Genomic DNA, 19,332 nt, shown 5'->3' with positions numbered 1-19,332 from the left:
CTTGACGGCAATACGGCTTCCCCTGACCCGCTACGCGGGAGATCCGTTTCCTCCCCCGGCTGAAGCCGGGGGTATCCACGGGGGTATCCGATGAATCGCGGCCGCATCCCCAGGTCGCCTCCGAGTTCCAGGGCGAGCACCCAGCCGCCCCCGTCACCCGGCACGGTGAACACCCCCACGAGCGAGGACTCCGCCCAGTCGTCCTGCTCCTCCGAGAACTCCTGGTGTTCCTCGACCAGTTCTTCGAACCCCTCGCACGCACCCCGCGGCTCGGCCCCCACCAGCGTGAGCAGTTCGTCCGGCGAGACACCCCGCACCAGCGTGAGGGAGTACCCGCTGCCGAAGGCGTACCGGAACGGCGAGCCCGAGGAGCGGATCCAGCTGTAGTCGGCCGCTGCCACTGAGTTCATGCACCGCACCCTGTCAGCGACCACTGACGAAGCCGCTGCCAGGCGACCGCGCCCGGCGTGACGCCCCGGAGCGCCGTCCCGGTCGAGGCGATGCCGGCCGGGACCTGCATCAGGAGAACCACTGGTCGAACGTGAACTGGACGGCTTCGCGTACCAGCTGCTCCTGGATCTCGGCCTGCAGGGCACCCGTAGGGGCGGGAGCGGGCACCGGCTGGACCTCCCACCACGGATCGCCCCCTGGCATCGCGGCCACGGCATTGAAGCGGATGTCTCCCGCGAACCAGATGAGGCCGCGCCCGTCGGTCATCCCGAGCCAGGCCGACTCGGGCAGGTTCTGGTAGGCCGCGGCGACCGTCCCGTCGGGCGCCAGCAGAAGTATTCTGCGCGGCACGGATCCGCTCACGTCCACGAGGCGACACGGCCAGACCTGCCACTGCTGCTCGACGAGGATCTTCCGCCGCGCTTCCAGGACGCCTATGCCGGTCTTGGTGACGGCACCGAAGAGGGAGCTCATGATGTTCGCCCCCAGGATCGCTCCTATGACGGCTGCCCCGAATCCCGCCCAGGCGAAGCCGAGGACTCCGAGCAGGAGGCCCCCGAACACGAAGCCCGTGGTCTCGTTCTCCTCGGCTTTCCGCCGCACCTCGGCTACCGCCGAATCCAGTGCCTCAAGCGTGTGGGGGGTCACCTCCCCGGCAGGGCGATCCGACACCCGGTACCCGTAGTCGCGTGCCAGCACTGGCAGCACCTCCCCTTGTGCCCACCCCACGCCCGCCAAGCGATGGTAGGCCGTGAGGCCTCGGAGGAACACCGTCCTCGACTGATGCATCGGCGGAGGCGCTACGCGACTGTCGCATCCAAGGGCGGCGAGCCGACCAACCCGAAGTGGCACGCCGGCCCGGCCGCCGAGCCGGTCGTCGGTGGTTCGCACGCCCTCGCTCGGTTCGACCGAACCGAGCAAGGGCTGCAAGAGCTCAAGCAACCGTCGCGCCCCCACGCCCGGAACCCGCCAGGGCCGCCTTCCCGGCCAGCAGGATCGCCCGTGCCCGTGCCACACCCCCGGCGGTCGCCGCCGCTCCGCCGCCGACGCCCAACGGCTGCCTCCCGAGGCCCGCGCAGGGGCGGCAGATGCCCGGTTCCGGCACCGGATCGCGGCACTCGGCGCACTCCGCGAGCCGGGGCGCCGCCGCAGGCGGCTCGGGAGCACGCGCGGGCGGCTTCTTCTGCTTCAACCGGGACCGCAGGACCGCCGCCGCCGAGTGCATCGGGACGGGCAGCCCGGGCAGCAACGCCCGGGCCATGTCCTCCACGCTGCACCCCCGCTCCAGCCACTCCACGACCAGCGGCGCCAGGGCCATCGCCTCCGCCTCGCCCAGCCGCAGCCGGGGCTCCGGCCGGATCACCCGGAAGAGCACTGCCACCGCCTCCCGCACCCGCCCGTCCGGCTCGCCGACCTCGTCGGCCGCACCGGCCACATCGGCCGCACCGGCCGTTCCAGCCAGATCGGCCGCCTCGGCCCCCTCGGCCTCGTCGTCGTCGGCCGGGCCGACGACCTCCGGGGGGAGGGAGGGTTCTTGCTCTCGGTCCTTTAAAAGGGTGTCTGCGGACCCGGCGTTCCCTCCACCGGCCGCCGGACGGGTGACACCCGGGGCCGCCCGCTGCGGGGTGTCGTACACATGTGCCTCGCTGCGGATCGTCCCGTCGGGCATCCGGATCTTCTCGACCCGGTAGTACCCGGCGTCGACGAGCTCCTTCAGCGCCCGCCGGACGGCTCCGCGCCCCTGCGGGCTGGTGTCGGCCATGTGCCGGCCGTCCTCGCGCCATCCGTCGGGCCGGGAGAGGAGGTCCGCGAGCAGCCCGCGGGCGGTGTAGCTCAGCCGCCGGTCCTGCAACAGGCCGTTGGGAAGCACGGTGAAGTGGCGTACCTGTTCGGTACGATGGATACGCATCGGGAGGTCCGTCTCCTGGTGCCTGGCCCCGGGGTGTTGGTAGCACCGCCGGGGTCGCCTATTTTCCGTTAGGTCACGGAACGTACCACAACAGCCTTTCACACAAAGCCTGTTGACGATATCGGCGTCAAACGACCGTTCCCGCCCGCAGTTGATTGAGCCGGCCCCCGGAAAATCGATCGATCCGGACACGATTGATCAATCCCCGCGCCGGGCAAAGCAGACGAATATCCCGGCAATACCTGACGGCGCAACAACTACGCCAACGAACCACCCAGTTACTCCAAGGATTTCCCACCCCTGGGCGTGTTGACCCCTCCCTCTCCTCCCCCGTCCACCAGACTGGGCGGCGACCCGAGTCTCCACGATCCGAGGAGGGCCTGCCCATGAACGTCACCGTCCGGCTCGCGCAGCAGCCTGAGGCCGACGAACTGCTCGGGCGCAGCGCGCTCGCCGCGCTCGTCGGGATGTTGCTCGATCAGCAGGTGCCCATGGAATGGGCGTTCGCCGGACCGCTCACCATCGCGCAGCGGCTCGGACGGGAGGACCTCGACGCGCACGAGATCGCCGTCCACGACCCGGAGGCGTTCGTCGCCATCCTCTCCGCCAAGCCGGCCGTCCACCGCTACCCGGCCGCGATGGCCAAGCGGGTGCAGCAGCTCTGCCAGTTCCTCGTCGCCCAGTACGACGGGGACGCGTCCGGCATCTGGCTGGACGTCAAGTCCGGCCGGGAGCTGCTCAGCCGCCTCAACGCCCTCCCCGGGTTCGGAAAGCAGAAGTCGCAGATCTTCCTCGCGCTCCTCGGCAAGCAGTACGGCGTGCAGCCCGAGGGCTGGCGCGAGGCGGCCGGCACCTACGGCGAGGAGGGGGCGTACCACTCGGTCGCGGACATCACCGGCCCGGAGTCCCTGGAGAAGGTGCGCGCCCACAAGCAGGAGGTGAAGCGCGCCGCCAAGGAGGCCAAGGCGAAGGCCTGATCACGCCGCGGCCGCCTGTGCCCGGCCCTCGCGAGGAGTGCCGGGCACGGGCGGCGCGACGCAGAGCCTCCGCCTCAGGAGAACAGCACCAGCGACGCGGCGGCCGGCGCCATGTAGATCAGCGGCCACACGGTGTGGGCGTAGTCGCGGGCCCGCGCCACGGTGATGACCGCGCCCAGGAAGTACAGCACCAACCCGACCGCCGCCAGCACCCCGATCACCGGCACGAACAGACCCACCAGCAGACCGGCGGCCCCCGCGGCTTTTGCCGCACCGAGCCGGTTCCACCACGACTGCGGCACCCCGTACTGGGCCAGCGGACCCACGGTGTACTCGGCCCGGGTGAAGATCGACCAGCCCGAGAAACCCGCCATCACAGCGGCCAGAACGGTGACGACGACGTAAACGACGGACATGGGGTTCTCCTCATCGGACTCGGGCGGGTCTCTCGCGCTCCCTCACCCCTCTGACCCGCCGCACCGCCCACATGTGACGCCCCCGCCCAAAGAACCTTCCGGGCTCTCAGCGATCCGCTGCGCGACGACGGCGCAGGTGGATCCCGCCGGCGGCGACCACCAGTACGGCCGCCGCCCCGGCGGCCGCAGTCTGCCAGGATCCGGCGGTATGCGACTCGGCCGATGCCACCGGCTGCACGTCGGCCGCCGGCTGCGTCCCGGCCACCGGCTGCCCGTCGGCCACCGGCTGCGTCCCGGCCACTTCCTGGGCGCCATCCACCAGTCCGAAGCCGCCGGCCAGGCCCTTCTGGTCGTACCCGGAGCCGGCCTGCTTGTCCGCATACCGCCCGGACACCAGCTTCTGATAGGCCGCCAGCGTGATGCTCTGGCGGCCCCCCAAGCCCTTGGTGGCCTCGGAGTTGAGCGGCACGACGTCACCGCTCGGCGTGAGCCGGTACCAGGCGTGGATCTGTGGTTCGCCGAAGGTGCGGGCACCGGCGGTGGCGCCCTCCGCCAGCTTGACCTCGCTGTCGCCGTCCCGGATGCCGGCCAGTTGCCAGCCGTTGCCGCCCTTCGCCTGGGGCGCGAGCAGCACGGCCGCCTGATGGCCGTCGGCGGCGTTCACCCGCGAGACGAGGTAGGACAGGCTCAACGCGCCCTGCGCTGTCGCCTGAGCCTTGCCCGAGACGAAGTCCGGCGACAGTTCGTACAGCGGGACGGGGTCCTTCAGTTCGAACGACGGCGCACCCACCGCCTTCGGGGCGTTCGGCCGCGCGCCCGTGGCGCCGCCGTCGGCACCAGTGCCGCCACCTCCGGGCGCGGCAGCGTTGCTCACGGCACCGAGGAAGCGGGAGACGGTGGTCTGCGTCTGGCCGGAGTGGAGCACCTGCTGCGCGACGCCGTAGGCCGGCACCTCGGCCGCGACGCTCGGCCCGGTCCCGCCCTCGGCCCACGCCGGCGTAGTGGCGGCAACCACCCCCGCCAGTGCCACGGCCGCGAGAGCGACAATGCTCGGCTTCTGCATGTCCGTTCGCCTCCTCATGCGTGGATGCCCGTTCGCGAGTGGGTCCACTGGAACGAGTTGTTGTTGACGTAGGTGTCGAAGTTCCACCAGGTGTAGGTCTGCGTGCTGGGCCACGGATCGCCCACCGCGATCATGTTGCTGGTGCTGTCGTAGCCGTAGATGACGTTCATGTGGCCGCCACCCGACCGCCAGCCGATCCGCACGGCGAGCGGGCGGCCGCCGGCTATCTCGTTGGAGACCTCGCTGAACGTCGCGTTGCGGCTCAGGCCGTAGCCGGTGTTGCGGAAGCCGATCCGGGACAGGCCGTTGGCCATGTCCTCCAGCGTCGCGGGCTTGTCGTTGCAGTCCAGCCAACGGCCCTGCGCAGCGAGGCGGCAGAAGTCGTACTGGTTGTACTGGGTGTAGCCCCAATAGTTGGCGATGGTCAGGCCGGAGGCGTCCCAGCACCACTGGTCCTGGACCTGCTTCTGCATGGTGATGTCGAGCGCCGTCCAGCTGGTCGGCCGGGTGGAGCTGCAGACCGGCAGGTTGCCGGTGTTCTCCCTGATGAAGGCGTCTGCGATGTAGAAGGCGCCGGACCAGATCCATCGGTTGTTGCTCTCGACCGTGTCGCCCGTGGTGCGGCAGATCATCGGGATCCGGTCGCCCACCTGGGCCTGGCCGGTGGTCCGGGCCGAAAGTGACGGCAGCACGCGCTCGTTGACGGTGCTGTAGTTGCCCTGTCCCCCGACGACAGTGCCCTTGACCAGGTCCGCCTGGGCCGTCACACCCAGGCCGAACGCGATCGTGCCGGCCAGCAGGGTGGCGGCGGCCGCCACCACCGCCGTCCGACGTGACTTTCTACGGTGTCTGCTCATGCGTCAGATCGCACTCCCCGCTTGCCGGTGAAAACTGAATTCCGGGGAGTCTGGCAGAGCCGCACGATGACCGGAACGAGAGATTCCGAGCACGGTGGTCCCGCTTTCAACCGAATAATGTGACATTCAGTCAGCTTTGTTCATCGCGCTGCGTGTTGGCGACTGATAACATGGGTTGGTCTAGTCCACAGTTACACAATCATTACCGCCCGGAGAAAATCCCGAGACATCTCGCCGATGCGTAAAATTGCACACAGTTAGTGCAATGTTACTGTCGATGATGATTCCAGAAGCGGCGATTCGGCATTCCGAAGCAGTGCTTATGGAGCGTCTCCCGCCCCGTCGGCCCATCGACGCCTGTGCCCGGCACTCGCGAGGAGTGCCGGGCACAGGAGCCGCGGTGAGCCGCCGTCAGGCGAACAGCACCAGCGAGGCGGCGGCCGGCGCCAGGTAGATCAGCGGGAACGCGATGTGCCCGTACGCCTTCGCCCGGGCCACGGTGATGGCCGCACCGCCGAAGTACAGCACCAGGCCGATCGCGGCCAGCACCCCGATCACCGGCAGGAAGAACCCGGCCACCAGGCCGACCGCCCCCGCGACCTTCGCCGCGCCCAGCCAGTTCCACCACGACTGCGGCACCCCGTAGTCGGCCAGCGGCTGCACCACGTACGCGGCGCGGGCGAAGATCGACCCGCCCGAGAAGCCCGCCATCACGGCGGCCAGGACGGTGACGACGACGTAAGCGACGGACATCGGATTCTCCTCGGTTGCGGGTCTCTCGCGCTCTCTCACCCCTCTGACCCGCCGCACCGCGCGAACGTGACACGCCTGCCGGAGATTTTTTCCGGATGCCGCGTCAGGCCCGTGCGAGTGCCTTCTCGTCCGCGTCTGCGAGCCAGAAGTACAGTGCGGACAGGGCGAGTTCGAGCACCATCAGGCCCACCTGGAACCCGTGCGGCCACCCCTCCACGGCGATCGAGAGAACCCGCCCGAGCGCGCCCAGCAGGAAGACGCCGGTCAGCACCCGGACCGCCGCGGCCGGGATCGGCGTCCGCCGGGCCGCCCAGATCCACGCGAGCCCGTACCCGGCGAAGATCGCGCCGAAGAACCGGCCCATGCTGTCGACCGTCGGGCCGGCGTCCGCCGCGCCCGGGACGGCGGCGTTGCCGCCCAGGACGTGGAAGAGCCCGATCGCCACGTCGGCGATCCCCATCGCCCACGCAAGTAACCGCAGAGCCTTGACCCTTGCCATGACCGGCTCACCCCTCACTGCTGGTTGACACACGTCTACTTAAGTAGGGACCGCTAGTAGACACGTGTCAAGTAGGATTCCCCCGTGCCTCCCCGCCAGCAGAGCCAGCAAAGCCCGCAGAGCCCGCACAGCCCGCAGAGCCCGCAGGACCGGCCCCGCCGACGCCTCAGCCCCGCCGACCGCCGCACCCAGCTCCTCGCCGTCGGCGCGCAGCTCTTCGCCGCGCGCCCCTACGAGGACGTGCTGATGGAGGACATCGCCGAGCAGGCGGGCGTCTCCCGCGCGCTGCTCTACCGCCACTTCCCGGGCAAGCAGGACCTCTTCGCCGCGGTGTACCAGCAGGCAGCCGACCAGCTGCTCGCCGAGACGCGGTTCGACCCCGCCGACACCCTGGCCGAGCAGCTCGCCCAGGGCATGGACACCCACCTCGACTACTTCATCGCCAACCGCAACGCCGTCCTCGCCGCCAACCGGGTCCTCGCCGGCGACCCGGTGATCCAGACGATCATGACCAACGAGCTGGACGCCCTCCGCGCCCGCCTGCTCGGCGTCCTCCCGCTCGCCGACGCGGGCGCGCGCGAGGCCGTCTCCGGGGTCCTGAAGAGCTGGCTGGTCTTCGTCCAGGTGCTCTGCGTGGACTGGCTCACCAAGGAGACCTGCACCCGCACCGAGCTGCGCGACGTCTGCATCGGCGCCGTGCTGGGGGCCGTCCGCCCGCTCCTCGCCACCGACCCCGCCCCGGACTGGCCGCGGTAGCGACCGGGCGAAAACGTGTTGCCCGCCCACCTCGTGCCGCGCGACGCTCGACGGATGACCGACACCACCGCGCCCAGTGTGTCCGCCCTCTTCTCCGGCGAGGGCCGGCTGACCACGATCCCCCGCAAGGCGGCCCGCCGCGAGCAGCTGCTCACCCACCTCGCCGGCACCCTCTTCGACGCGGACCGCGCCTACACCGAGCACGAGGTCAACGACGCGCTGCGGACGGTCCACGACGACTACCCGGCCCTGCGCCGCTTCCTGGTCGAGGGCGGCCACCTCACCCGCCCCAAGGACGGCAGCAGCTACCGCCGCACCGCCTGACCACCTTTCGGTCCACCCGCGAAAGCCTCGGGCCCGCCGCGAGACCCTCCGGTCAGCCGCCGGTACGCGTACCGCCCCCGGACCTCCCGGACGAAGTACCGCCCATGGCTCTCCGCCGCCATCAACTCCCGGTGCACCCGGCCGGGCACGGCCTCGTACACGTAGACGTGCCCGCTGGTGAACTCCAGCTCCAGCACGAGCAGCGCCGCGTCGTACCCGACCGAGCGCAGCGCCGACGAGTCCACCGCCTGCCGCTTCATCGCGCTCCCAGTGTGCGCACGAGGGCCCCGGCCGCGCATCGCGACCGGGGCCCCTCACACACCGACCGTCAGACCAGGACGGGCTGCCGCTCCTCCGCTGCCTCCGCCGCCGCGGCGTCCGCAGCCGGCGCCGCCTTCCGCTTCGGCAGCGCGCACATCAGCAGGAACACCACCACCAGCACCCCCGCGACCCACCACATCGCGTGGACGAACGCCCCGTTGAACGCCGTCCCGACCTCGGCCGGAGCCGGCATCTCGGGCATCGCGCCGAAGAACGCGACCGACACCAGGCCCAGCCCCAGCGCGTTCCCCACCTGCTGCACCGTGTTGATCAGGCCCGATGCCGAGCCGGCGTGCTCGCGCGGCACCTCCGCCAGGACGGCGTCCGTGATCGGCGCGACGATCAGCCCCATCCCGAGGCCCATCACCACCAGCGGCAGCGCCATCTGCCACGGCGCGATGGCCGTCCCGTACCGCTCGGCCTCCCAGATGTACGTCAGCACGCCCGCCGCCATCACCAACGCGCCCGCCTGGAGCACCTTCCGCCCGAACCGCGGCACCAGCTGCTGCACCGAGAGCCCGGCCGCCACCGAGACCGCGATCGAGAACGGGATGCCGGTCGTGCCGGCCTTCAGCGGGCTCCAGCCCAGGCCCAGCTGCATGTAGAGCGTCCAGACCAGGAAGAAGATCCCGGAGACGACACCGAAGGCCAGCTGCACGCCGATGCCGGCCGCGAAGCTCTTCACCCGGAACAGCGACAGCTCGACCAGCGGCGAGCCGTCCCGCCGCGTCTTGATCCGCTCGTACGCCACGAACAGTGCGAACACCGGCAGCGAACCGGCCATCGAGAGGTAGCCCCAGAGCGGCCAGCCGGCCTCCCGGCCGTGGGTGAGCGGGTAGATCAGCATCAGCAGGCCGACGCTGGCCAGCGCCACACCCAGCAGGTCCAGCTTCAGCGCCTTCTCCGCCCGGGACTCCCCGATGAACGCCCGGCCGAGCAGCAGCCCGGCGATGCCGACCGGCAGGTTGATCAGGAAGATCGGCCGCCAGGCCAGGCCGAAGAGGTCCCACTCGGTCAGCAGCGCGCCGATCATCGGGCCGGAGACGGCGCCGAGGCCGACCACCGCGCCGAACAGGCCGAACACCTTGCCGCGCTCCTCCGCCGGGAAGGTCGCGTGGATGATCGACAGCACCTGCGGCACCATCAGCGCCGCCGTCGCACCCTGCACCACCCGCATCGCGACCAGCATCTCTGCGCCGCTCGCCAGGCCGCAGAGCGCGGAGGCGACGGTGAAGCCGCCGATGCCGAGCAGGAAGAGCCGCTTGCGGCCGTAGATGTCGCCCAGCCGGCCGCCGGTGATCAGCCCGATCGCGAAGGCCAGGGCGTAGCCGCCGGTCACCCACTGGACCGCGCTGAACGAGGCGCCGGTGTCCGCCTGGATGCTCGGCACGGCGATGTTCACGATCGTGACGTCCACCAGGTCCATGAACGAGGCCGTCATCACGATCGCCAGCGCGATCCACCTCCGCCGGTCGGAATCCACTGCACCCATCACGTTCTCCTCCGCTACCTCGCTCTTCGGCACGTCTGCGACAGTAGAGGGGATGTAGGTCAGATCCTGTCCTCCTTGTCCGGCATCCTGGTCGTCATGACGGACACACCGGCACGGCTGCTGAATCTGCTCTCCCTCCTTCAGACCCCGCGCGAGTGGCCCGGCAGCGAGCTGGCCGAGCGCCTCCAGGTCAGCCCACGGACGATCCGCCGTGACATCGACCGGCTCCGCGAACTGGGCTACCCCGTCGAGGCGACGATGGGCGCGATCGGCGGCTACCGGCTGGTGGCCGGGACGGCGATGCCGCCGCTGCTGCTGGACGACGAGGAGGCGGTGGCCATCGCGGTCGGCCTCCGGGCGGCGGCCGGTCACGCCGTGGTCGGCATCGAGGAGGCGTCCGTCCGCGCGCTCGGCAAGCTGCTCCAGGTGCTGCCGGGCCGCCTGCGCCACCGGGTCGGCGCGCTGAACACGGCCACCGTCCCGCTGCTCACCGGCGACGGGCCGACCGTCGACCCCGAGGACCTCACCGTGCTCGCCAACGCCGTCACCAACCGCGAGCGGCTCCGCTTCGGCTACCGGGCGGGCAACGGCGCCGAGACCCGCCGCCAGGTCGAGCCCAACCGCCTGGTCTCGGCCGGACGGCGCTGGTACCTCGTCGGGTACGACCTCGACCGCGACGACTGGCGGCTCTTCCGGGTGGACCGGATCAGCGAGCCCTTCGCCACCGGCGCCCGCTTCACCCCGCGCGAGCTCCCCGCCGAGGACGCCGCCGCGTACGTGGCGAGCAAACTCCGCCGCCTCAGCCCCACGTACACCCTGGTCGCCACCCTGCACACGCCGGCCGCCGACGTCGAGCGCTGGCTCAACCGGAACAACGACTCCTCGGTCGAGGCGATCGACGAGCAGAGCTGCCTCATCCGCTCCCGGGCGGATTCCCTCGAATACCTGGCCATGCGCCTGCTCATGCTGGGCTGCGAGTTCGAGGTGCACGAGCCGCCGGAGATGAACAGCCACCTACGCGCCCTCGCCGCCCGCGCCAACCGGGCGGTCGACAAGGCGGACGGCGGCGCTTAGGCCCCAACCTCACAGGTCGGAAAACCTAGGCCGCCACCCGGTACCAGCCGTTCCCCGACCGGAACCAGAGCACGCCGTCCCGCCCGTACGCCCGCGTCCGGTCGAGCTCGCCCGGCAGCCGGAGCCCGGCCCGTCGACGCTCCTTCCACACCCCGCCCACGAGCTCGCACCACGTCAGCCCGGCCGAGGGCAGGAGGAAGACCGCTCGTTCGCCGTCAACGGCGAACCCGACCGGCTCGCGCACCGGGAGCGGCAGCGACAGCGCCGCCGCGCCCGACGGGTCGATCCGGGTGAGGAAGCTCCCCTTGGTGTCCGGGTACCAGGCCAGCCAGACCGCCCGGCCCTCGGTGGCGGCGGCGAGCCCCTCCAGCGGGTCCGCCGGCAGCTCACCCCGCTGCGGGCTCCAGACCGTACGGCCGGCCGTGTCCATCCCGTGCAGCCCGGTCTGCGAGGCGAAGTGGCCGCCGTAGACGCCCTCGTCCCCGTAGGCCATCCAGATCAGGCCGGCCCGGTCGGTCACCAGCGCCTGGATGCAGTGGCCGAGCGTCAGCTCCCGCTTCGACGTGCCGTCGGGCCCGTACACGACGGCGTTGCGTTCCCACCCGTCCTGCTCTTCCCCGGCTCCCGCGCACGCCACCAGGGTCCGGCCGCCGGGCAGCAGCGCCAGGTGGTCCGGCTGCACGCCGACACCGCGCAGCAGCATCCGCCACTCGCGCTCCGGCGTCACCGTCACCAACTCGGCATCGCAGGGCAGGTCGAGGCCCTGCCAGCCGTGGGCCTTCGACAGGGCCGCCTCGGAGACCACCAGCACGACCAGCTCGCCGCCCGGCCCGACCGTCCAGCCGAAGGCCCGGCGGCCCGCCCTGAACTCCTGCTCGGGCAGCCGCCAGGCCTCGACCGGTTCGTTCATCCGAGGATGATCTCAGACCCCGTACTCGGCGGTGATCACCGCACGCGCCAGCGTGTGGAAGGTGATGTGGAACCCGATCTGGGCCGCGGGCGTCTCGGCGGTGACGTCCAGCGCGTCCACGTCCAGCGCGTGCACGGCGAACGCGTACCGGTGGGCCGGGCCGGGCGGCGGGGCGGCGCCGTCGTACTTGTTGCCGGGGAAGTCGTTGCGGGCGTGGAAGGAGGCGTCGCCCGGCAGGCCGGCATCGGACGAGCCCGCGCCGCGCGCCAGGGCGGCCGTGCCGGCGGGCAGGTTGAGGGCGAGCCAGTGCCACCAGCCGGAGCCGGTCGGGGCGTCCGGGTCGTAGCAGGTGACGGCGATGGACCGGGTGCCCGCCGGCAGGCCCGACCAGGCCAGCTGCGGCGAGAGGTTGCCGCCGGCGTGGATGAACTCCTTGGCCAGCGTGCCGCCTTCGGTGATGTCCTCGCTGGTCAGAGCGAAGGACGGCACCTGCGGCAGGAACTCGTACGGCAGCGGCGGACGGACACTCATGAAGGGTCACCTCTCGGCGGGCTGCGCGGCGCAGCTCAGGCTGAATGACGCGATTCACTGTAGTGGGGTGCTGCCACCGGCCACCCCGTCCTAGAGTCGGGACATGGCCTCCAAAACCGCCCGCCTGCTCGCCGACTCCCGACAAGCGCTCTTCACCATGCTCGGCGTCCTGGCCGTCCTCTGGCTGGTCCAGCTGGTGAACTGGACGGACGACTACGGGCTCTCCCGCGAGTGGGGCCTGCGCTCGCAACGCCTGGACGAGCTGCCGGACATTCTCACGATGCCTCTGCTGCACGGCAGTTGGGACCACATCGAGGCCAACTCCTGGCCGCTGTTCGCCTTCGGCTTCCTCGCCGCCTACCGCGGCATGAGGAAGTTCCTCTGGGTCTCCCTGGTCGTCCTCCTCACCGGCGGCCTGACGGTCTGGCTGTTCGAGCGGCCCGAGGCGGTGACGGTCGGCGCGAGCGGCATGGTCTACGGCTACTTCGGCTACGTGGTGCTGCGCGGCCTCCTCGACCGCAACCTGCTGGACGCGGTGATCGGCGTCGTGGTCGCGGCGGCGTACGCGTACGTCCTGCTCGGCGTGGTGCCCGGCGACCCGGGGATCAGCTGGCTGGGCCACCTCGGCGGGCTGATCGGCGGGCTCGGCGGCGCCTGGCTCTTCCGCAACCGCGGCCCGAAGCCCGCCACCGCACCCGCGTCCGCCGCACAGCAGGCCGCCGGCCCCCGCTCCGCCCTGCTCAAGGAGCTGGACGACCTCGGCCTCTGAGCCACGACCCGCCCACCCCGGCCAGGTCTAGACCAACCCACCCCCGGCGGCTAGCGTGAGAGGGCACCCGCCCCCTGCTCCGGAGCCGCACCGTGGAGTCGTCCGTCCTCGCCTTCGCCACCGACCTGCTCGACGAAGGCGCCGACACCTTCTTCGGCAACCTCACCGACCGGGCGGGCGTCGGCGGCGTCACCCTCGCCTCGGTCTACCACGAGGCCCGGGACGTCTTCCCGCACAACCCGCACCGGGTGATCCGCTACCTGGAGCCCGGCGCCGCCTACTTCCGGCCCGACCCGGCCCGCTGGGCCGGCCGCCGGCTGCGGCCCGTCCCCTCCACCGCGATCGGCGACCGCGACCCGTTCGCCGAGGCCGCCGCCGAGGCCCGTCGCCGCGGGCTCAAGCTGCACGCGTGGACGGTCTTCTGCCACAACGACCGGCTCGGCTTCGAGCACCCGGACTGCGCCCCCGCCAACGCCTTCGGCGACCGCCACCTCACCGAGCTCTGCCCCGCCGGCCCGGAGGTCCGCGAGTACGCGGTGACCCTGGTCGGCGAGCTGGCCCGGTACGGGGTGGACGCGATCCGGGCCGAGTCGCTGCACTTCCACGGCCTGCGCCACGGCTACCACCACGAGCGCTACTTCGAGGACCTGGGCCCCGTCGCCGAGGCCCTGCTCGGGATCTGCTTCTGCGACCACTGCCGCACGGCCGCCGGCCGCGCGGGCGTACCGGCCGACGAGGTGGCCGCCGCCGTCCGCACCGAGCTGCGCCGCCGGCTGGCCGACGACGCGGCCGCCGCCGAGCCGGGCGCCCTGGACGAACTGGCCGGCGGCGCGTTCGCCGCCTACGTGGACGCCTCCGCCGCGACGGTGACCTCGCTCGCCGCCGAGGTGGCCGCGGAGGCGCGGCGGCACGGCATGCGGCTGAGCTTCATGGACGGCGGCGGCCCGGGGAAGGGCTGGCTCTCCGGCATCGACCTGCCCGCGCTCACCAAGGCCGCCGACCAGATCGAGACGCTCGGCTACGCGAAGACCCCGGAGGCCGTCCGCGAGAAGATCGCCGCGTTCGCCCTGCACGGCGTCCGCCCCCAGGAGATGGCGGTGATCCTGCGCCCGATGGCCTCGGACTGCGACGGCCCGGCCAACCTCGCCGCCAAGATCGCCACCCTGCGCGAGCTGGGCGTGCCGGAGGTCGAGTTCTACAACTACGGCCTGATGCGGCTCTCCTCGCTGGACCGGATCGGCGCCGCCCTGTCCGGCTGACGGCCGCCCGCCGCCCGACCGGGCGGGGGGCGTCAGCGCCGCCGCCGGGACGTCCCGAACAGGCTGCGCGAGATCTCCCGCCCGAGCTGCGTCCCGGCCGAGCGGGCGAAGGACTTGAGCGCCGGGTTGCTCAGCAGCGACCCGAGCAGCCCGCCGCCGTCCTTCTCCTCCCGCTCCTGCCGACGCGACTCCGACGGCGCCCGCTCCTGCGAGGACGCCGGAACGGGCTCAGGAGCGGACTCCGGAGCAGGAGCCGGCACCGGCGCCGCCTCGGGCCGCGCCGCCCGGGCCGCCAGCTTCTCGTACGCCGACTCCCGGTCGACGGCGTCCCGGTACCGGGCCGTCAGGGCGGACGCGTCCACCGCCGCCCGCAACGCCCCCGCCTCGACCGGCCCCATCAGCGACTGCGGCGCCTGCAGCCTGGTCGCCGCCACCGGCGTCGGCGCGCCCTTCTCGGAGAGCACCGTCACCACCGCCTCGCCGGTGCCGAGCGAGGTCAGCACCTCCCCCAGGTCGTACGCGGGCGACTTGGGGAAGGTCGAGACCGTCGCCTTGAGCGCCTTGGCGTCGTCCGGGGTGAAGGCCCGCAGCGCGTGCTGCACCCGGTTGCCGAGCTGGGCCAGCACGTCCGGCGGCACGTCCTTCGGCGTCTGGGTGACGAAGAAGATCCCGACGCCCTTGGAGCGGATCAGCCGGACGGTCTGGGTGATCGCCTCCAGGAAGGCCTTGGACGCGCCCTTGAACAGCAGGTGCGCCTCGTCGAAGAAGAAGACCAGCTTGGGCTTGTCCAGGTCCCCCACCTCGGGCAGCTCCTGGTAGAGGTCGGCCAGCAGCCACATCAGGAAGGTGGAGAAGAGCCGCGGCCGGTCCTGCACGGCGGGCAGCTCCAGCACCGAGACGACGCCCCGCCCGCCCCCGCCCTCCGGGTGGGAGGCGCCCCCGCCGGTCGTCCGCAGCAGCTCGGCGGTGTCGAACTCCGGCTCGCCGAAGAACGCCCCCGCGCCCTCGTTCTCCAGCAGGGTGAGCGACCGCAGGATCACCCCGGCGGTCGCCGCGGAGAGCCCGCCGATGCCCTTCAGCTCCTCCTTGCCCTCCGGCGAGGCGAGGAAGGTGATGACGGCGGTGAGGTCCTTGAGGTCGTACAGCTCCAGGCCGCTCCGGTCGGCGTAGTGGAAGACCAGCCCGAGCGAGGCCTCCTGGGTCTCGTTCAGGTCCAGCACCTTGGCGAGCAGCAGCGGGCCGAAGCTGGTGACGGTGGCCCGGATCGGGATGCCGGTGCCGAGGCCGCCGAGTGCGTAGAACTCGCTCGGGCAGCCCTGCGGCGACCAGCTCTGCCCGACCTCGGCCGCGCGGGCGGCCGTCCGCGCGCTCGGCGCGCCGGGCGCGCAGACGCCGGAGACGTCGCCCTTGATGTCGGCCAGGAACACCGGCACGCCCTGGGCGGAGAGCTGTTCGGCGATCAGCTGGAGGGTCTTGGTCTTGCCGGTGCCGGTGGCACCCGCCACCAGCCCGTGCCGGTTGAGCACTCCGAGCGGGATCCGCACCGGGGCGGCGGGGTAGGCGGTGCCGTCCAGCAGCACCGCGCCGAGGTCGAGGGCGGGCCCGGTGAAGGCGTATCCGTCGGCGATCTCCCGCACCTGATCGGGGACGACGGCGGAGGACGGCGGCTCGGCGGTGGACATCGGGCACACTCCAGAGGGAGAGCTGAGGAACGATGTTCGCGACATTTCCCATGAAACAGCCGCATTCGTCCGCCCGCAGCCTGCACCGGAGCGCGTGGCGGGGCCGCCGCTGCTGCGCCATCCGCCGCCCAAACGGTAGGCTTTCCGTGTGATCTTCAAGCGCATCGGCAATGGGCGGCCGTACCCGGATCACGGCCGGACCAGCACCCGCCAGTGGGCGGACGTCGCCCCGCGCCCGGTGCGGCTGGACCAGCTGGTGACCACCAAGGGCCAACTCGACCTGGAGACCCTCCTCGCGGAGGACTCCACCTTCTACGGCGATCTCTTCGCCCACGTCGTGAAATGGCACGGCGACCTCTACCTGGAGGACGGGCTGCACCGGGCCGTGCGCGCCGCGCTGCAACAGCGCCAGGTGCTGCACGCCCGCGTCCTCGAAATGGAGTGACGGGCCGCTCACGCGCACCCTCGCACCGCCTTCCGGTCATCCGCCGGAGGGCGGTCCGTTCGTACCCGGGTACCTCCTTTCGGGTACCGGCATGCTCCAGATGATGATCATTTAGTACCTTCGCAGCCATCCGGCACTAGTCTGCTGACTACGGCCGCGACCACGGCGAACGCCAAACCCGGCCGACCCGTCACCCGATCCCCGCCCTGGCACGAGGGGGAGACAAACCGTGAGCATGTTGACTCCCCAAGGCCTGAAGGGGAAGCAGTACCGCGTCACCGGCAACAGCTATCCACGGCTGGGCCGGCCGCCCAAGAAGAGCCGCAAGGTCATGGCCCTGATCGGCTCGCTGCTCGCGCTGGCGCTGATCGCGCTCGGCGGCGTCCAGCTCTACGACATCTTCACCGGCAAGGGCAAGAACGCCTCCGCCCAGGCCTGTGCGTCCCCGTCCGGCAAACCGCTGGCCGCGCCCACCCCCACCCCGGACGCGTCCCCGGGCGCCCCGGGTGCCCCCGCCGGCGACCCGCACGCCATCCCGCAGCCGGCCGGCTTCAAGCTGAACGTCTTCAACGCCACCACCAAGTCCGGCCTGGCCGGGCGGACGGCCGACGAGTTCACGAAGCGCGGCTTCACCGTGGACAAGAAGGGCAACGCCCCGGCCGAGCTGGACAAGAAGGTGCCCGGCACCGCCGTGGTGATCGCCGGCCCGGCCGGCGCCGGCGCCGCCACCCTGATCAGCTCGCAGATCGCCGGAGCCACCGTCACCACGGACGCCCGCACCGACAACAGCGTGGACGTCGTCGTCGGCGACAGCTACAACACACTGCTGGACGAGACCCAGGCCGCCGCCGCACTGGCCCTGGCCACCAAGCCCTCGCCCACCCCCAGCACCACCGGCAGCTGCTGAGCCCGCCGGCCGCCCGCGAACGTACGAGAGCCCCCCGGCACGGTGCCGGGGGGCTCTCCTCGTCAGTACAGGGGGTCAGCCGGCCGTGCCGTACAGACGGTCGCCCGCGTCGCCCAGGCCGGGGACGATGTAGCCGTTCTCGTTCAGCCGCTCGTCGACCGCGGCGGTGACGACGGTGACCGGCAGGCCGGCCAGCTCCTTCTCCATCACCGCGACGCCCTCGGGCGCGGCCAGCAGCACCACGGCGGTGACGTCGGTGGCGCCCCGCTCGATCAGCATCCGGATCGCCGCGACCAGCGTGCCGCCGGTGGCCAGCATCGGGTCGAGCACGTACACCTGGCGGCCGGAGAGGTCGTCCGGCATCCGGGTGGCGTAGGTGGAGGCCTCCAGGGTCTCCTCGTTGCGCACCATGCCGAGGAAGCCCACCTCGGCGGTCGGCAGCAGCCGGGTCATCCCGTCCAGCATGCCGAGGCCGGCCCGGAGGATCGGCACCACCAGCGGGCGCGGGTAGCTGAGCCGGGTGCCGGTGGTGACCGCCACCGGCGTGGTGATCTCCACCTCCTCGGTGCGGACGTCCCGGGTGGCCTCGTACGCGAGGAGGGTCACCAGCTCGTCGGTCAGGCGACGGAAGGTCGGCGAGTCGGTGCGCTCGTCGCGCAGGGTGGAGAGCTTGTGGGCGACCAGGGGGTGGTCGACGACGTGGATCCGCATGCATCGAGGTTAGCCCGGCCCGGACGCCCGTACGACACGCCGCGACGGGCTGCGGTCACTCTGCCGTGACACGCCGTGACGCACCGCGAATGTCCGGACGGAACGGCCTCCTGTGGTATCAATCGGGCCGATCTGGGAAAGTCACGTCCTATGACGAGCAACCCGAGGACCGGGGACGGCTCGGCGGACGGGCTCGCGGGCCCGTCGGGCGGGCGCTCGGACCAACCCCCGGAGCATCCGGAGACCGAGGCGGAGCGCCGTAAGCGGCGGGCCGTCTTCCTGCGCGAGCTCGCCGAGGCGCGCGAACTGCGGGAGCGGGTGCAGCCCCGCCGCACCAAGGAACGCCGGATGCGCGAAGCGATGCGGATGCGAACCTTCCGAATCTGACGGGCCTCCCACGCCCTCCCGGTGGCGTCCAGCCGCCGTTCGAGCGGTCCCGGACCGGCCCGGCGGTCCTTCACCGGCCCCCGGCCAACCCTTCCGACACGACCTGCAAAGACGCGCTGCCGAACACCCCCCGCAAAGCCGGGCTTTCTGTCACGATTCCGATGGGACGGTCCGAACAGCGGACCGCCTCTGGCGCGGGGGCGGCCAGATTCCGCGTTGCCCGAGCGCGCCGACAGCCGAGACCGAGATCTTGGGAGTGTCCCTGGTGGCGTACTTCGCTGCAGTGCTTGCTCGCACCGAGGACGGGTGGGATGTGAGCGAGACGGAACTCGATGACGTCGAAACCCTGGCCGATCTGGCCGACCTGGCCCGCGAGGCCGCCCAGGACGACGACAGCGTCCTGGTCTTCATCGAACAGGAGGACGCCTGGTTCGCCGTCGTCCGGGTGGACGGTGAGGAGGACCCGCGGATCTTCGTGTCGGACGGCGCCGCCGCCGCCCGCAGCTCGTACGGCTCCGTCCTCACCGACGAGCTGGTCGACCAGGCCGGCGAGAGCGAGTTCGGCGACCTCGACAACCTCGTCGCCGAGCTGGAGGAAGAGGAGGAGGCACAGGAGCAGGAGCAGGAGCAGGAGGAGGACGACGCCGGCACCCGCGGCGGCGTCCCCGTCGGCCCGCTGGGCGACTCCCACCTGCTCTCCGAGTTCGGGCTGCCCTCCGAGGAGCTGCTCGCCCTCAGCGGCGAGGGCGCCGTTCCGGGCGACGCCCTGGAGGAGATCGCCGAGGCACTCGGCTGCGGCGAGGTCCTGGAGTCGGTCCGGTAACGGCCGGCGGCGACCGG

General features: G+C 71.8%; 24 protein-coding genes. 10 read left to right on the top strand and 14 right to left on the bottom strand.

What is annotated here, in order from left to right:
* The 3 genes from ACZ5WK_RS19960 to ACZ5WK_RS19950 all read right to left on the bottom strand — a co-directional run.
* On the bottom strand, positions 1-410 hold a 410-nt coding region (locus ACZ5WK_RS19960), incomplete at its 3' end, for a DUF6461 domain-containing protein (protein ID WP_465548700.1).
* Between the two features lie 109 nt (positions 411-519).
* On the bottom strand, positions 520-1,149 hold the full coding sequence (locus ACZ5WK_RS19955; RefSeq protein WP_465548699.1) for a hypothetical protein: 630 nt from the start codon (positions 1,147-1,149) through the stop codon (positions 520-522).
* Positions 1,150-1,384: 235 nt separating this feature from the next.
* Positions 1,385-2,359 (bottom strand): hypothetical protein, encoded by a 975-nt coding sequence (locus tag ACZ5WK_RS19950; protein WP_465548698.1) that lies wholly within the window; start codon positions 2,357-2,359, stop codon positions 1,385-1,387.
* A 386-nt stretch (positions 2,360-2,745) separates the two neighbouring features.
* On the opposite strand from ACZ5WK_RS19950, the gene ACZ5WK_RS19945 reads away from it, so the two are divergent.
* Entirely contained in the window at positions 2,746-3,336 is a 591-nt protein-coding gene (locus ACZ5WK_RS19945; RefSeq protein WP_465548697.1) for an HhH-GPD-type base excision DNA repair protein, read from the top strand.
* A 74-nt stretch (positions 3,337-3,410) separates the two neighbouring features.
* Here ACZ5WK_RS19945 and ACZ5WK_RS19940 read toward each other — a convergent pair whose 3' ends face one another.
* From ACZ5WK_RS19940 to ACZ5WK_RS19920, 5 genes are all read right to left on the bottom strand, one after another.
* Entirely contained in the window at positions 3,411-3,752 is a 342-nt protein-coding gene (locus ACZ5WK_RS19940) for a DoxX family protein (RefSeq protein ID WP_465548696.1), read from the bottom strand.
* 106 nt (positions 3,753-3,858) lie between these two features.
* Complete coding sequence (locus ACZ5WK_RS19935) at positions 3,859-4,815, bottom strand: hypothetical protein (protein ID WP_465548695.1); 957 nt, start codon at positions 4,813-4,815, stop codon at positions 3,859-3,861.
* A 14-nt stretch (positions 4,816-4,829) separates the two neighbouring features.
* Complete coding sequence (locus tag ACZ5WK_RS19930) at positions 4,830-5,672, bottom strand: papain-like cysteine protease family protein (protein ID WP_465548694.1); 843 nt, start codon at positions 5,670-5,672, stop codon at positions 4,830-4,832.
* Between the two features lie 411 nt (positions 5,673-6,083).
* A complete protein-coding gene (locus ACZ5WK_RS19925; protein WP_465548693.1) occupies positions 6,084-6,425 on the bottom strand; it encodes a DoxX family protein in 342 nt (113 codons plus the stop codon).
* Positions 6,426-6,528: 103 nt separating this feature from the next.
* Positions 6,529-6,924, bottom strand: coding sequence for a DUF4345 domain-containing protein (locus ACZ5WK_RS19920; protein ID WP_465548692.1), 396 nt, complete (start codon positions 6,922-6,924; stop codon positions 6,529-6,531).
* Positions 6,925-7,008: 84 nt separating this feature from the next.
* Between ACZ5WK_RS19920 and ACZ5WK_RS19915 the strand changes: the two genes are divergently transcribed.
* Together ACZ5WK_RS19915 and ACZ5WK_RS19910 are read left to right on the top strand one after the other, a co-directional pair.
* Positions 7,009-7,680, top strand: a complete 672-nt coding sequence (locus ACZ5WK_RS19915) for a TetR/AcrR family transcriptional regulator (protein ID WP_465548691.1) — start codon at positions 7,009-7,011, stop codon at positions 7,678-7,680.
* 54 nt (positions 7,681-7,734) lie between these two features.
* Positions 7,735-8,004: a DUF2087 domain-containing protein gene (locus ACZ5WK_RS19910; RefSeq protein WP_465548690.1), complete on the top strand. Its 270-nt coding sequence runs from the start codon at positions 7,735-7,737 to the stop codon at positions 8,002-8,004.
* Here ACZ5WK_RS19910 and ACZ5WK_RS19905 read toward each other — a convergent pair.
* Positions 7,986-8,264, bottom strand: a complete 279-nt coding sequence (locus ACZ5WK_RS19905) for a KTSC domain-containing protein (RefSeq protein WP_465548689.1) — start codon at positions 8,262-8,264, stop codon at positions 7,986-7,988. The two genes, ACZ5WK_RS19910 and ACZ5WK_RS19905, sit on opposite strands and share 19 nt — an antisense overlap.
* A gap of 68 nt (positions 8,265-8,332) precedes the next feature.
* Positions 8,333-9,817 carry an MFS transporter gene (locus tag ACZ5WK_RS19900; RefSeq protein ID WP_465548688.1) on the bottom strand — a complete coding sequence of 495 codons (1,485 nt, stop codon included), beginning with the start codon at positions 9,815-9,817 and terminating at the stop codon, positions 8,333-8,335.
* 96 nt (positions 9,818-9,913) lie between these two features.
* Here ACZ5WK_RS19900 and ACZ5WK_RS19895 point away from each other — a divergent pair, with 96 nt between their 5' ends.
* The gene (locus ACZ5WK_RS19895; protein WP_465548687.1) at positions 9,914-10,891 is read left to right on the top strand and encodes a helix-turn-helix transcriptional regulator; all 978 of its coding nucleotides are present in this window, start codon (positions 9,914-9,916) and stop codon (positions 10,889-10,891) included.
* Between the two features lie 25 nt (positions 10,892-10,916).
* On the opposite strand, the gene ACZ5WK_RS19890 is transcribed toward ACZ5WK_RS19895, so the two are convergent.
* Both ACZ5WK_RS19890 and ACZ5WK_RS19885 read right to left on the bottom strand, forming a co-directional pair.
* Positions 10,917-11,801, bottom strand: a complete 885-nt coding sequence (locus ACZ5WK_RS19890; RefSeq protein ID WP_465548686.1) for a hypothetical protein — start codon at positions 11,799-11,801, stop codon at positions 10,917-10,919.
* A 12-nt stretch (positions 11,802-11,813) separates the two neighbouring features.
* Complete coding sequence (locus ACZ5WK_RS19885; protein WP_465548685.1) at positions 11,814-12,332, bottom strand: YbhB/YbcL family Raf kinase inhibitor-like protein; 519 nt, start codon at positions 12,330-12,332, stop codon at positions 11,814-11,816.
* Positions 12,333-12,435: 103 nt separating this feature from the next.
* On the opposite strand from ACZ5WK_RS19885, the gene ACZ5WK_RS19880 reads away from it, so the two are divergent.
* Positions 12,436-13,101 carry a rhomboid family intramembrane serine protease gene (locus ACZ5WK_RS19880; RefSeq protein WP_465548684.1) on the top strand — a complete coding sequence of 222 codons (666 nt, stop codon included), beginning with the start codon at positions 12,436-12,438 and terminating at the stop codon, positions 13,099-13,101.
* Between the two features lie 92 nt (positions 13,102-13,193).
* Positions 13,194-14,360, top strand: coding sequence for a hypothetical protein (locus ACZ5WK_RS19875; RefSeq protein ID WP_465548683.1), 1,167 nt, complete (start codon positions 13,194-13,196; stop codon positions 14,358-14,360).
* Positions 14,361-14,392: 32 nt separating this feature from the next.
* Here the strand turns inward: ACZ5WK_RS19875 and ACZ5WK_RS19870 are convergent, their stop codons facing one another.
* Positions 14,393-16,042, bottom strand: coding sequence for a helicase HerA-like domain-containing protein (locus tag ACZ5WK_RS19870; protein ID WP_465548682.1), 1,650 nt, complete (start codon positions 16,040-16,042; stop codon positions 14,393-14,395).
* Positions 16,043-16,190: 148 nt separating this feature from the next.
* Here ACZ5WK_RS19870 and ACZ5WK_RS19865 point away from each other — a divergent pair, with 148 nt between their 5' ends.
* Both ACZ5WK_RS19865 and ACZ5WK_RS19860 read left to right on the top strand, forming a co-directional pair.
* Complete coding sequence (locus ACZ5WK_RS19865; RefSeq protein ID WP_030061387.1) at positions 16,191-16,487, top strand: type II toxin-antitoxin system VapB family antitoxin; 297 nt, start codon at positions 16,191-16,193, stop codon at positions 16,485-16,487.
* A gap of 235 nt (positions 16,488-16,722) precedes the next feature.
* Positions 16,723-17,394 (top strand): LytR C-terminal domain-containing protein, encoded by a 672-nt coding sequence (locus tag ACZ5WK_RS19860; RefSeq protein ID WP_465548703.1) that lies wholly within the window; start codon positions 16,723-16,725, stop codon positions 17,392-17,394.
* A 75-nt stretch (positions 17,395-17,469) separates the two neighbouring features.
* Here the strand turns inward: ACZ5WK_RS19860 and upp are convergent, their stop codons facing one another.
* Positions 17,470-18,105, bottom strand: a complete 636-nt coding sequence (gene upp / locus ACZ5WK_RS19855) for a uracil phosphoribosyltransferase (protein WP_329488640.1) — start codon at positions 18,103-18,105, stop codon at positions 17,470-17,472.
* Between the two features lie 150 nt (positions 18,106-18,255).
* Here upp and ACZ5WK_RS19850 point away from each other — a divergent pair, with 150 nt between their 5' ends.
* Complete coding sequence (locus tag ACZ5WK_RS19850; protein WP_396324071.1) at positions 18,256-18,492, top strand: hypothetical protein; 237 nt, start codon at positions 18,256-18,258, stop codon at positions 18,490-18,492.
* A 313-nt stretch (positions 18,493-18,805) separates the two neighbouring features.
* Positions 18,806-19,315 (top strand): tRNA adenosine deaminase-associated protein, encoded by a 510-nt coding sequence (locus tag ACZ5WK_RS19845; RefSeq protein ID WP_465548681.1) that lies wholly within the window; start codon positions 18,806-18,808, stop codon positions 19,313-19,315.
* Positions 19,316-19,332 lie beyond the last annotated feature (17 nt).

It is taken from the genome of Kitasatospora sp. NPDC032757, from assembly GCF_055579305.1.
This window is presented reverse-complemented; position numbering and strand designations above follow the sequence as displayed.

Bases quoted from the DNA above. Each gene is read 5' to 3' on its own strand.
- ACZ5WK_RS19950 (WP_465548698.1), bottom strand. From the start codon at position 2,359: ATGCGTATCCATCGTACCGAACAGGTACGCCACTTCACCGTGCTTCCC.
- ACZ5WK_RS19945 (WP_465548697.1), top strand. From the start codon at position 2,746: ATGAACGTCACCGTCCGGCTCGCGCAGCAGCCTGAGGCCGACGAACTG.
- ACZ5WK_RS19940 (WP_465548696.1), bottom strand. From the start codon at position 3,752: ATGTCCGTCGTTTACGTCGTCGTCACCGTTCTGGCCGCTGTGATGGCG.
- ACZ5WK_RS19935 (WP_465548695.1), bottom strand. From the start codon at position 4,815: ATGCAGAAGCCGAGCATTGTCGCTCTCGCGGCCGTGGCACTGGCGGGG.
- ACZ5WK_RS19930 (WP_465548694.1), bottom strand. From the start codon at position 5,672: ATGAGCAGACACCGTAGAAAGTCACGTCGGACGGCGGTGGTGGCGGCC.
- ACZ5WK_RS19925 (WP_465548693.1), bottom strand. From the start codon at position 6,425: ATGTCCGTCGCTTACGTCGTCGTCACCGTCCTGGCCGCCGTGATGGCG.
- ACZ5WK_RS19920 (WP_465548692.1), bottom strand. From the start codon at position 6,924: ATGGCAAGGGTCAAGGCTCTGCGGTTACTTGCGTGGGCGATGGGGATC.
- ACZ5WK_RS19910 (WP_465548690.1), top strand. From the start codon at position 7,735: ATGACCGACACCACCGCGCCCAGTGTGTCCGCCCTCTTCTCCGGCGAG.
- ACZ5WK_RS19905 (WP_465548689.1), bottom strand. From the start codon at position 8,264: ATGAAGCGGCAGGCGGTGGACTCGTCGGCGCTGCGCTCGGTCGGGTAC.
- ACZ5WK_RS19900 (WP_465548688.1), bottom strand. From the start codon at position 9,817: ATGGGTGCAGTGGATTCCGACCGGCGGAGGTGGATCGCGCTGGCGATC.
- ACZ5WK_RS19895 (WP_465548687.1), top strand. From the start codon at position 9,914: ATGACGGACACACCGGCACGGCTGCTGAATCTGCTCTCCCTCCTTCAG.
- ACZ5WK_RS19890 (WP_465548686.1), bottom strand. From the start codon at position 11,801: ATGAACGAACCGGTCGAGGCCTGGCGGCTGCCCGAGCAGGAGTTCAGG.
- ACZ5WK_RS19885 (WP_465548685.1), bottom strand. From the start codon at position 12,332: ATGAGTGTCCGTCCGCCGCTGCCGTACGAGTTCCTGCCGCAGGTGCCG.
- ACZ5WK_RS19880 (WP_465548684.1), top strand. From the start codon at position 12,436: ATGGCCTCCAAAACCGCCCGCCTGCTCGCCGACTCCCGACAAGCGCTC.
- ACZ5WK_RS19870 (WP_465548682.1), bottom strand. From the start codon at position 16,042: ATGTCCACCGCCGAGCCGCCGTCCTCCGCCGTCGTCCCCGATCAGGTG.
- ACZ5WK_RS19860 (WP_465548703.1), top strand. From the start codon at position 16,723: ATGTTGACTCCCCAAGGCCTGAAGGGGAAGCAGTACCGCGTCACCGGC.
- upp (WP_329488640.1), bottom strand. From the start codon at position 18,105: ATGCGGATCCACGTCGTCGACCACCCCCTGGTCGCCCACAAGCTCTCC.
- ACZ5WK_RS19850 (WP_396324071.1), top strand. From the start codon at position 18,256: ATGACGAGCAACCCGAGGACCGGGGACGGCTCGGCGGACGGGCTCGCG.